This is a genomic window from Actinomycetospora atypica, assembly GCF_042653685.1.
Classification (GTDB): Bacteria; Actinomycetota; Actinomycetes; order Mycobacteriales; family Pseudonocardiaceae; genus Actinomycetospora; species Actinomycetospora atypica.
The window spans coordinates 39,823-50,245 of record NZ_JBHSIV010000036.1 but is presented as its reverse complement, the minus strand read 5'-3'; the positions used below and the strand labels follow the sequence as shown (position 1 = coordinate 50,245).

Here is a 10,423-nt window from a genome sequence, read left to right as displayed (position 1 = left end):
CGACGCCGCCGGCGGGCCGCCGACCGCGGCGTCGCCGGCCGCGCGCCCCGACCCGGCCACCACCCGCGCCGCCGCCCCGGCGGGGCTGGCCCGCGAGGACGACCTCGACGAGGTCGACGACTACGACGACGAGTACGACGACGAGCCCGCCGAGCGGCCCTCCGCGCGGGAGTGGGCCGTGATCGCCGGCCAGCTCGTGGTGGGCGCCGTGCTCGGCGCGCTGCTGTGGATCGGCTTCTCCTACCTGTGGCAGTCGCTGCCGGTGGTCGCGCTGGTGCTGGCCGCCGCCGCGACCGGCGGGCTGGTCTTCGGGGTGCGCGCGATGCGCCGGTCCGACGACCTGCAGACGATGGCGCTGGCGATCGTCGTCGGGCTCGTCGTGACCGTCTCGCCGGCCGCGTTCGTCCTGCTCGCCCGTTGACCGGGACCGGCACGCCCGTCCCGGTCGCGATGTCCACCGCCTCGGTCTATCCCGAGCCGATGGCCGCGGGCTTCTCGATCGCCGCCGAGCTCGGCTACGACGGCGTCGAGCTGATGGTGTGGAACGAGCCCGGGTCGCAGCAGCTGCGCTCGGTGGCGCGGCACTCGGAGCGCACCGGGATGCCGGTCCTCGCCGTCCACGCCCCGTGCCTCGCGATCACCCAGCGGGTGTGGGGCGCCGACCCGGCCGAGCGGCTGCGCCGCAGCGTCGTCCTCGCCGCGGGCCTCGGGGCGCCGACCGTGGTGCTGCACCCGCCGTTCCGCTGGCAGCGGCGCTACGCGGCGGGCCTGGCCCGCCAGGTCGACGAGCTCGAGCGCGCCCACGGCGTGCGGGTCGCGATGGAGAACATGTTCCCGCTGCGCCGCGGGCTGGTCCGGGTGTCGAGCTACACCCCCGGCCACGACCCGACGCTGCCCGGCGCCCGGAACTACACCCTCGACCTCTCCCACACCGCGACCGCGGGGGACGACGCGTTCGAGCTGCTCGAGCGGATGGGCGACCGGCTCGTGCACCTGCACCTCGCCGACGGGCTCGGGTCGGAGCGCGACGAGCACCTCGTGCCGGGCCGCGGCACGCAGCCGTGCGCCGACGTGCTGCGCCGGCTCGCCCTCACCGGGTTCGACGGCACCGTGGTGGTCGAGATCTCCACGCGGCGGGCGCGCAGCCGCAACGAGCGGCTCGACGCGCTGGCCGAGTCCCTGCTGTTCGCCCGCCTGCACCTCGGGAGCCGGGTCCCCCGGTCCCGCACCTAGGGCGGCCCTACGCTCGCCGTCATGACGACGGTCGCGGTGCTCGGAGGCGGACGGATCGGGGAGGCCCTGCTCGGCGGGCTGGTGGCGGCGGGCCACGACCCGGCGACGCTGCTCGTGGTGGAGCGCGACACCGCCCGTGCCGACGACCTCACCGGCCGGCTCGGGCTCACCGCCACCGACGCCGCCGACGCGGCCGGGCGCGCCGACGTCCTCGTCGTCGCCGTGAAGCCCCAGGACGTGCAGGGGGTGCTCGAGGCCGTCCCGTTCGGGCGCGACCGCCTCGTGGTGTCGCTCGCCGCCGGGATCCCGACGAGCGCCCTCGAGGGCTGGCTGCCCGACGCCACCCCGGTGGTGCGGGTCATGCCGAACACGCCGATGCTCGTCGGGCGGGCGATGTGCGTGCTCTCGGCGGGCACGCACGCCGACGAGGCCGCCCTGGCCACCGCGGAGACGCTCCTGGCCGCCGTCGGGCGGACGGTCCGGGTGCCCGAGTCGCAGCAGGACGCCGCGACCGCGCTCTCGGGCTCCGGGCCCGCCTACCTCTTCCTCGTCGCCGAGGCGATGATCGAGGCCGGGGTGGCGCTCGGCCTGCCGCGCCCCACGGCCACGGAGCTCGTGTCGGCGACCGTCGACGGGGCGGGCGGGCTGCTGACGGCCCCGGGCAACCACCCGTCGCTGCTGCGCGAGGCGGTCACCTCCCCGGGCGGGACGACGGCCGCGGCGCTACGGGTGCTGGAGGCGCACGGGCTGCGGGCGGCGCTGGCCGACGCGGTGGAGGCCTGCCGGGACCGGTCGCAGGAGCTGGGCGCGACCTACGGTGCCTGACCGGTCGGCCAGGAGGGTGACCGTTCGTCGCGGCGGGGGACTGCGGCGAGCGTGCGGCGTGTGCGCTTGACGCGCGCACTCGCACGGCCACCGCACCATCACGTCGAGCGATTCACCCGTCACACGCGTCTCGCTACTCTCCGATCAGCACGTGCGTGTCGAACCGCCGGAGGGGAAGACCGGCGGCACGACGGGTGCTCAACGGAAGGCGGTCACTATGCCGCAGAACGCCGCCGCAGGGCGGAGGGACGAGAGCGACCTCTCGCGGGTGCAGTTCCTGACCGTGGCCGAGGTCGCCGCGACCATGCGGGTGTCGAAGATGACGGTCTACCGCCTGGTGCACAACGGAGAGCTGCCGGCGGTCCGCGTCGGCCGCAGCTTCCGGGTGCCCGAGGAGGCCGTGCACGAGTACCTCCGGGGCTCGTACATCGACGCCGGCTGACACCGGACGGTCCGGGCGGTGCACCAGCGCCGTCCGGGCCCCCGGTACGGTGGAGGCTTGTGCTCCGGGCCGGTCGCCCGGACCTCTCCACGTCAGACGTACTGAAAGGGAACCCGTATGGGCTCGGTCATCAAGAAGCGCCGCAAGCGGATGTCGAAGAAGAAGCACCGTAAGCTCCTGCGCAAGACCCGCGTGCAGCGTCGCAAGCTCGGCAAGTGATCGGCCCCGGTCGGGCCTGACGTGAGCCGTGGGTCGTCAGACCCCATCCGCCAGGCCCGCCCGGGAGTGTCATGCCGCCCTCCGTCGTCCTCGTCACCGGCGTCAGCCGCCAGCTCGGCGGCGAGCTCGCGGCCCGGCTCGCGGCGGACCCCTCGATCGACCGGGTCCTCGGCGTCGACACCACGCCTCCCAGTCGCGACATGCGTCGTCGCATGGGCCGCGCGGAGTTCGTGCGTGTCGACATCCGCAACCCGCTGATCGGCAAGGTCATCAGCACCGCGAAGGTCGACACCGTGGTGCACGCCTCGCTCTCGGGCCACCCGGTGGCCTCGGGCGGGCGGTCGATGATGATGGAGATGAACGTCATCGGCACGATGCAGCTCCTCGCCGCGTGCCAGAAGTCGGACACCGTGGGGCGGCTCGTCGTCCGCTCCACCACCAGCGTCTACGGCGCCAGCCCGCGCGACCCGGCCACGTTCACCGAGGCCACGGAGCCGAAGGCGCTGCCGCCGGGCGGCTACTCCAAGGACGCCGTCGAGATCGAGGGCTACGTCCGCAGCTTCTCCCGCCGGCGCCCCGACATCCCGGTGACCACCCTGCGGTTCGTGAACCTCATCGGGCCGCGGACCGACACGGCCTTCGCGCACTACTTCTCGCTGCCCGTCGTGCCGGTGGTGCTCGGGTTCGACGCGCGGATGCAGCTCCTGCACTCCGAGGACGCCGTGGCGGTCCTCGAGCGGGCCACCACCCACGACCTGCCCGGGGTCTACAACGTGGGCGCCGACGGCGTGATGATGCTGTCGCAGGCCGTGCGCCGCGCCGGCCGGATCGCGATGCCGATCCCCGAGCCGCTGGTGCCCTGGGTCGGCCGCGTGACACGCCGCGCCCGGCTCGTCGACTTCTCGCCCGAGCAGATGCGCCTGCTCAACTACGGCCGGGTCGTCGACACCGACAAGCTCAAGACCGTGTTCGGGTTCGAGCCGCGCTGGACCACCGTGCAGGCCTTCGACGACTTCGTCGCGGGCCGCGCGCTGCGTCCGGTGCTCGACACCGACCGCTACATCGGCGTCGCGGAGTCCGTCGCGCGCCGGGCCGCGCACCTGCTGCCCGGCGGCTCGCCCGCGGAGCCGCCGGCGATCGAGGGCGACCGCACGCCCGCCCTCGCGCCGGTGCGATAGGGGGAGAACGAGTGAGCACCAGGAGGACCCAGGGAATGGGCGAGGCCGAGGTCATCCCGCTGCACGGACCGGGCGGACGCCCGCGGCCGCGCCCGACGCCGAGGCGGCGCGGTCTGACGCCCCCCGTGCCGGCCCCGGCGGAGCAGGAGGTGGAGCCCGTGGCGGCGACCACGACGCCCGCGCCCGCGCCGGTCGGGCCGGTGCCGTCCGAGCTCGAGCACGCGGTCGGCGAGATCGCGGCGTTCCTGCGCCGCCGGCTCTCCGGGCGCTACGCGGTCGACCAGTTCGGGTTCGACCCCGACCTCAACGAGAACGTCATCCTCCCCGTGCTGCGCCCGCTCTACGAGCACTGGTTCCGGGTGGAGACGATCGGTGTGGAGAACGTGCCCGCCGAGGGCGGAGCGCTCCTCGTCGCGAACCACTCGGGGACGCTGCCGCTCGACGCCCTCATGACCGTCGTCGCCACGCACGACGACCTGCCCACCCCCCGCAACCTGCGCATGCTCGCCGCCGACCTGGTCTTCGGGATGCCCGGTGCCGGGGCGATGGCCCGCAAGGCCGGCCACACGCTCGCGTGCAACCCCGACGCCGAGGCCCTGCTGGCGGCGGGCGAGCTCGTCGGGGTGTGGCCCGAGGGCTTCAAGGGGATCGGCAAGGCCTACGCCGACCGCTACAAGCTGCAGCGCTTCGGGCGCGGCGGCTTCGTCTCGGCGGCGCTGCGCACCGGCGTGCCGATCATCCCGTGCTCGATCGTGGGCGCCGAGGAGATCTACCCGAAGATCGGCGACCTCGGCCCGCTCGCCCGGCTGCTCGGGGTGCCGTACTTCCCGATCACGCCGACGTGGCCGCTGCTCGGCCCGCTCGGGCTCGTCCCGCTGCCCTCGAAGTGGTACATCGAGTTCGGCGAGCCGATCCGCACCGACGAGTTCGAGCCGGGCTCGGCCGACGACCCGATGCTCGTCTTCAACCTCACCGACCAGGTGCGGGAGAACATCCAGCAGACGCTCTACCGGCTGCTCTCGGGCCGGCGCAACGCCTTCCTGGGGTAGGAGGGCCTACGACCGGCGGCGGTACGCGGCTCCGGCCGCGACCGCGCCGGCGACGGCACCCGCGCCGAGCACGGACGGCACCCCGATCCGGGCCACCTTGCGTCCGGAGCGGAAGTCGCGGATCTCCCAGCCGTTGCGCCGGGCGAGCCCGCGCAGCTCGGCGTCGGGGTTGACCGCCACCGCGGTGCCCGCCACCGACAGCATCGGGGCGTCGTTGATCGAGTCGGAGTAGGCCGAGCAGCGCCGCAGGTCGAGCCCCTCGCGGGCGGCGAGCGCCCGCACCGCGTGGGCCTTCGCGGGCCCGTGCAGGAGCTCCCCGACGAGGCGCCCCGTGTAGACGCCGTCCTCGTGCTCCGCGACGGTCCCGAGGGCCCCCGTGAGGCCCAGACGGCGCGCGATGATGGCGGCGAGCTCCAACGGCGTGGCGGTGACCAGCCAGACCCGCTGGCCCGCGTCGAGGTGCATCTGGGCCAGCGCCCGGGTGCCCTCCCAGATGCGGTCGGCCATCAGCTCGTCGTAGATCTCCTCACCGAGCTCCACGAGCTCGGAGACCTCGCGGCCCGCGACGAACGACAGCACCTCCTCGCGGTGCGCCCGGACGTCCTCGGGAGTGCCCTCGCCGCCGAGGCGGAACTTGAGCTGCTGCCAGACGAAGCCGCGCATGACGGCCCCGGAGAAGAAGTTCCGGGCCGCGAGACCGCGCGCGAAGTGGAAGATCGACGCGCCCATCATCATCGTGTTGTCGACGTCGAAGAAGGCGGCCGCGGTGAGATCGGGCGGCACGCCGACGATCGCCGGCCCCGTGGTCTCGGTCGCGGCGGCCGCGGCGACGCCCGCCTCGCGGGCCCCCGCCCCGTCCTGGATGCCGAGGCCGTCGTCGTGGAAGCTCTCGAGCTCGACGGCGGCCGCGGCGGACGCCTCGCCGGCGCGCCGGGCGGCATCGTTCTCCGCAGCCATCCGGCGATCGCGCCGTCGTCCCACCGGTAGAACCCTCCCTGCCGACGTCGCCGTGCTCCGGTGACCACCCTAGTGGTCCCGGCCGGGCGACTCAGCCCAGCGAGAGACCGGGCAGACCCGGCAGCAGCGGCGGCAGCTCGACCTTCGGCAGACCCGGGACCGGCAGCGGCACCTGGACGGGGGCCGGCGCGCGGTCCTCCGTGGTGGGCGTCGTCGCGTCCGACCCGCCGGACCCACCGGCGGAGGACGTGGTCCCCGGCTCCGTGGTCGTGGTGGTGGGCTCGGTCGACGTGGTGCTCCTCGTGGTGGAGGAGGACGTCGAGGTCGAGGTGGGCGCCGGGGTGGTGACCGGGGCCTGGGCACCGGCGACGCGGCACGCTGCGGAGGGCAGCGGGCCGAGTTCGTCCGAGGGACCGCCGGAGCAGGAGGGGTCGTCGCGGAACGCGGCCGCCCGCTCCTGCAGCTGACCCAGGAGGCGCTGCGAGCTCGCCGCCTGCTCGCGGCCGGCGGCCGGGAGCGAGGGCGAGAAGCCGGTGAGGACGCCCTGCTGGGTGCGGGCCCAGTCGGTCAGCACGCCCGCCGGGGGCGCCGAGGGCTTCCCGACGAGGCCGAGCAGCAGCTTCGAGCCGGTGCGGGCCTGCTCGTCGAAGGCCCGGAGGTTGTCGGTGATCAGCGCGGCGTCGGAGTCGCCGAGCCCGGCGGCGGTCGGCCCGGTGCCGGCGGCCGTCGTCGCGTCGCGCTCGATCAGCCGGCCGATCTCGTCGAGACGCAGCGCCGCGACGTCGAGGTGCTTCTGGGCCTTCGCCTCCTGGCCGGAGGTGAGACCGATCTCGGTGGACTCGGAGGCCCGCTTGAGCCCGTAGAGCATGTCGCCGGGCAGGGCGCCCCGCGAGAGCAGGACGGTGACGGCGCCGAGGGCGAGGATGCAGGCGACGCCCGCGACCGTCGTGCTCAGGAGGCGGCGGACGGTGCTGCGGGGACGCGAGGAGCCGGTCGCGGAGCCGGGACGACCGTCGCCGGGCCGGGTGGCGCCGCGGCGCGAGGCACGGCGCGCGCCGTGGGCCGGGGCGGCGGCGACGCGCGTGGTCTCGACGACCGGCGGGTCCTGCGTGATCGCGGCCATGACGTTCGCCCGCATCCGGGCGGAGGCGTCGCGGTCGGGGCCCGGGGTGGCGGCGCCGACCCGGCGCAGGAGGTCGGCGATCCGGAGGTCGTCGGCGAGGTCGGAATCCACAGCACGGTCTCGTCCGGCCGGGGGTGAATCGTTACCGAAGGCGTGAGGATCGGTGAACGGCGGTGTGTGCTGCGCCGGACGGCCGACAACACGTCCGCGCATCCGCTCGTCCCAGGCAGCGGCGAACCGCTCGTCTGCCTCGTCGCGACCGCTCGACATGTCGTCCGTCCTCATCGTGCACCCGTGCGCTCCGGCACGCGCCGTATCCGTCGTCTAATCGAACGACCGGACGGGCGAGCGGTTACGAGGTCCACGCCGTCGAGTGGAATCACAACGTTGTGACTCACCGCAAACCCTCGGGCAGCAGTTGAGCGAGGCGACGCACCGCCCGGTGCTGCAGGGCCTTCACCGCCCCCTCGTTCCGGCCCATGATGTGCGCGGTCTCGGACACGGAGAGTCCCTGGAGGAACCTCAGGGTGATGCACTCCTGCTGGTCCTCGCCGAGCTTGGCGACGCAGCGCAGCAGCTCCTCGTGGGTGGCGCCCGCGATCACCTCGCTCTCCGGGCCCGGGCTGCCCCGATCGGGGGCCACGTCGGTGATCTCCGGGGTGGCCTGCTCGAGGCGGTAGCGGCTGGACTTCACGTGGTCGAGCACGAGGTTGCGCGCGATCGTCACGAACCACGCGCCGATGTCGCGGCCCTGGTAGCTCACCGACGAGATCCGCCGGAAGGCCCGGACGAACGTCTCCTGCGTCAGGTCCTCGGCCACGCCGCGGTCGCCGAGCCGGTAGAAGACGAAGCGGAACACCACGTCGTGGTAGCGGTCGAACAGCGTGCCGAACGCGTCGACGTCGCCGCCCTGGGTGGCCCGGACCAGCGCCCACCCGTCGGCGACGGACTCGTCGGCCTCCTCGAGGCCGGCGTCGGCCAGGTCGGCCGGGTCCACCTCGACGACGGGCGGGACGTCGACGGCCGCGGGGTCGGGCGCCGGGAGCGGCGTCGTCGCGGGGGCGGCCACCGGCACCGCCGGTACGGGCGCGGTCGGAGCGGCCGCGGGCGCGACGGGCGGCCGGGGAGGCTGCTGTCCGGGCCGGGGCGGACCGAGGGCGCCGGGGCCGGCGGGCGCGACGGGAGGAGGCCCGGAGGGCGGGGCGGGGTGGCCGGTGACCCGCGACAGGCCGGGGTGCGACGGGTGGTCCATCGGGTGGCCGCCGGGGCCGCGCACGGCCTCGCGACCGCGCTGCTCGGGGTAGGCGGTGTAGCCCTGCTCGGGCGGGCGCTGCGGCCAGTCCTGTCCCACCGCGACGGGCTGCTCCGGGGAGCGGCCGTCGAGCGGCTGGGGCGGCGTGTCGGTCACGGAACCGGCGCGGCCGACCCGCAGGCGCCGGCCGGGGCCGCGGTCGGGCGGGGTGCCACCGTCGCGGGCCGTCACCGCACTCCGCCGGGGGACAGCGGTGCTCGACCATCGCTGGCGGAGGGCGCGGCCGGGGCGGACCCGGTCGGCGCGCCGGCGCCGACGACAGCGGACAAGGCGTTCTCCCTCGCTGGACGACCACTCGCTTCCGGCGGTGGTCCGTCCGGCCGAGACCGGGCCGTGACCACGTTGGGAACGGAGCATACGTGCGGCGCCGAGGCCCTCGTCACCGGTTCACCACCCACCGGGCCGGGGCTCGTCGAGGGGCCCGTGACCTGCGGTGAGAGGTCCCGACCACGCCGTCGGCGGTCGTCGGGAGGCTCTGCCAGACTCGCCGTCGTGCAGAACGGGACCGGGGTGGCGGAGGGGACCGGCACGCCGTCCGACCCCGTCCGGGTGACGGTGCTGGTCCGGCCGGACTGCCGGACGTGCGACCGGATGGTGCTCGTGGTCGAGGCGATCTGCGCCGAGGCCGGGGAGGAGTACGCCAGCGTGTCCGTGGACGACGACCCGGAGCTGCGCGGCGAGTACGGCGACCGGGTCCCCGTGCTGCTCGTCGACGGCGAGGAGCTCGCGTCGTGGCGCGTCGAGCCCGACGAGCTGCGCCGGGCGCTCGCGTGAGCCGCACCCAGGCGGTCGGCGGCGACGTCGACGCGCTGCGCACCGCGACCTCGCTGGTGGTGCTCGCGCAGTCGACCTACCGCTCGCTGCAGGCGCTGCCCGCCGGCGGGGGCGCCCTCGCGGTCGGCGTGGTCCGCGACCTCCTCGCGGCGGCGATCACCCAGCTCGGCGACGCGCGCTCGGCCCTCGCGGCCGCCACGACCGGTGCGGGCGGCCGGGCGCAGACCGAGCCCGACCCCGCGTACGCCGGTCTCGTCGACCAGGCCCTGCCCACGGTGCGCACGCCGGCCGACGTGGTGGGGCTCGCGCTCACCCTCGAGGACTCGCTCGCCCAGACCCTCGTGGCCGACGGCGCCGCGCTCTCCACCCCCGCGCTGCGGGCGACCGCGGTGCGCCTCGGTGCGGCCGCCGCGGCCCGCAAGGCGAGCCTGCTGCTGGTCAACACCCTGCTCTCGTCGGGCCGCGCCGACCTGGTGGTCGCGCCGCCCGACCTGGCCTCGCTGCCCGGCGGCGTCGGCACGGTCGGCTTCCCCGACACCCGCTTCCCCACCGCGAAGGCCTCCCCGCCCGAGGAGGGTGCCCGATGACCCCGTCCCGACGACGCGTGCTGCTGGGCTCCGCGGCCGGGCTCCTGGGGCTCGGTGTCCTCGGGGCGTGCTCCGACGCCGCGCCGCCCGCCGCGCCGGCGCCCGGGCCGACCACCACCGCGCCGCCCACCACCACGGGCGCCCGCCCCGTCTACGCGGGGGACCAGCGCGGGGTCGCGCTCTGCGCCGCGGTGTCGGCGCTCGCCGCCAGCCTCTACTCCGGCGCGGTGGTCGCGGCGGGCGAGGGCCGGCTGGGGCAGGTGCCCGGGGTCGTGACCGCGTTCCTCGCCGGGGCGGGCGCCCAGCACACCGAGCACGCCGCCGCGTGGAACACCCTGCTGACCGCGGCGGGCCTCCCGGCCGTCACCGGCTCGCCGCTGGCCGTCGAGACCGACCGGCGCGCGGTCCTCGGCCGCGCGGCCGCCCCCACCGACCTCCTCGCCCTCGCCGTCGACGTGGAGGCCATGACGGGCGGCACCGTCCTCGCCCGCGCGGGGGAGTTCACCGACGCGGGTGCCGCCACCCTGGCCGCCACCCTCGCCCCGGTCGCCGCGATGCACGGCGCCACCGCCGCCTTCCTCCTCGGCCGCCCCACCGGCGCGACGCCGACCGCCGCCGGCGCCCCGCTCGGGCTCGACGCGCTCACCCTCTAGCCGCTGCGCCGCCGCACGGCGGAGGGGTGTGCGCCGTCCGCATGAACCGTTCGGTAGGGGGCAACCGAACC

Annotated in this window: 12 protein-coding genes and 1 pseudogene; 10 read left to right on the top strand and 3 right to left on the bottom strand. The window is 75.8% G+C overall.

The window, feature by feature from the left end:
* The 7 genes and pseudogenes from ACFPBZ_RS24640 to ACFPBZ_RS24610 form a co-directional block, all read left to right on the top strand.
* Positions 1-421, top strand: a pseudogene (locus tag ACFPBZ_RS24640) (hypothetical protein); the annotation flags it as partial.
* 29 nt (positions 422-450) lie between these two features.
* Positions 451-1,233 (top strand): sugar phosphate isomerase/epimerase family protein, encoded by a 783-nt coding sequence (locus tag ACFPBZ_RS24635; RefSeq protein ID WP_378038760.1) that lies wholly within the window; start codon positions 451-453, stop codon positions 1,231-1,233.
* Between the two features lie 21 nt (positions 1,234-1,254).
* Positions 1,255-2,058, top strand: a complete 804-nt coding sequence (proC, locus tag ACFPBZ_RS24630; RefSeq protein WP_378038754.1) for a pyrroline-5-carboxylate reductase — start codon at positions 1,255-1,257, stop codon at positions 2,056-2,058.
* A 217-nt stretch (positions 2,059-2,275) separates the two neighbouring features.
* Positions 2,276-2,500, top strand: a complete 225-nt coding sequence (locus tag ACFPBZ_RS24625; RefSeq protein WP_378038753.1) for a helix-turn-helix domain-containing protein — start codon at positions 2,276-2,278, stop codon at positions 2,498-2,500.
* 117 nt (positions 2,501-2,617) lie between these two features.
* Positions 2,618-2,719: a 30S ribosomal protein bS22 gene (locus ACFPBZ_RS24620; RefSeq protein WP_010241351.1), complete on the top strand. Its 102-nt coding sequence runs from the start codon at positions 2,618-2,620 to the stop codon at positions 2,717-2,719.
* Between the two features lie 71 nt (positions 2,720-2,790).
* Positions 2,791-3,897 (top strand): NAD-dependent epimerase/dehydratase family protein, encoded by a 1,107-nt coding sequence (locus ACFPBZ_RS24615; protein ID WP_378038752.1) that lies wholly within the window; start codon positions 2,791-2,793, stop codon positions 3,895-3,897.
* Between the two features lie 35 nt (positions 3,898-3,932).
* The gene (locus tag ACFPBZ_RS24610; protein ID WP_378038759.1) at positions 3,933-4,946 is read left to right on the top strand and encodes a lysophospholipid acyltransferase family protein; all 1,014 of its coding nucleotides are present in this window, start codon (positions 3,933-3,935) and stop codon (positions 4,944-4,946) included.
* Between the two features lie 6 nt (positions 4,947-4,952).
* Here ACFPBZ_RS24610 and ACFPBZ_RS24605 read toward each other — a convergent pair whose 3' ends face one another.
* The 3 genes from ACFPBZ_RS24605 to ACFPBZ_RS24595 form a co-directional block, all read right to left on the bottom strand.
* On the bottom strand, positions 4,953-5,903 hold the full coding sequence (locus ACFPBZ_RS24605; RefSeq protein ID WP_378038751.1) for an HAD family hydrolase: 951 nt from the start codon (positions 5,901-5,903) through the stop codon (positions 4,953-4,955).
* Between the two features lie 91 nt (positions 5,904-5,994).
* Positions 5,995-7,137 carry a DUF5667 domain-containing protein gene (locus tag ACFPBZ_RS24600; RefSeq protein ID WP_378038750.1) on the bottom strand — a complete coding sequence of 381 codons (1,143 nt, stop codon included), beginning with the start codon at positions 7,135-7,137 and terminating at the stop codon, positions 5,995-5,997.
* Positions 7,138-7,420: 283 nt separating this feature from the next.
* On the bottom strand, positions 7,421-8,023 hold the full coding sequence (locus ACFPBZ_RS24595; protein ID WP_378038758.1) for a sigma-70 family RNA polymerase sigma factor: 603 nt from the start codon (positions 8,021-8,023) through the stop codon (positions 7,421-7,423).
* An 807-nt stretch (positions 8,024-8,830) separates the two neighbouring features.
* Between ACFPBZ_RS24595 and ACFPBZ_RS24590 the strand changes: the two genes are divergently transcribed.
* The 3 genes from ACFPBZ_RS24590 to ACFPBZ_RS24580 are packed head-to-tail and all read left to right on the top strand — an operon-like array spanning position 8,831 to position 10,352.
* Positions 8,831-9,112: a glutaredoxin family protein gene (locus ACFPBZ_RS24590; RefSeq protein ID WP_378038749.1), complete on the top strand. Its 282-nt coding sequence runs from the start codon at positions 8,831-8,833 to the stop codon at positions 9,110-9,112.
* Positions 9,109-9,699: a hypothetical protein gene (locus ACFPBZ_RS24585; RefSeq protein ID WP_378038748.1), complete on the top strand. Its 591-nt coding sequence runs from the start codon at positions 9,109-9,111 to the stop codon at positions 9,697-9,699. The genes ACFPBZ_RS24590 and ACFPBZ_RS24585 overlap by 4 nt, the downstream gene beginning before the upstream one ends.
* Positions 9,696-10,352 carry a hypothetical protein gene (locus ACFPBZ_RS24580; protein ID WP_378038747.1) on the top strand — a complete coding sequence of 219 codons (657 nt, stop codon included), beginning with the start codon at positions 9,696-9,698 and terminating at the stop codon, positions 10,350-10,352. Before ACFPBZ_RS24585 ends, ACFPBZ_RS24580 begins: the two co-directional genes overlap by 4 nt.
* Positions 10,353-10,423 lie beyond the last annotated feature (71 nt).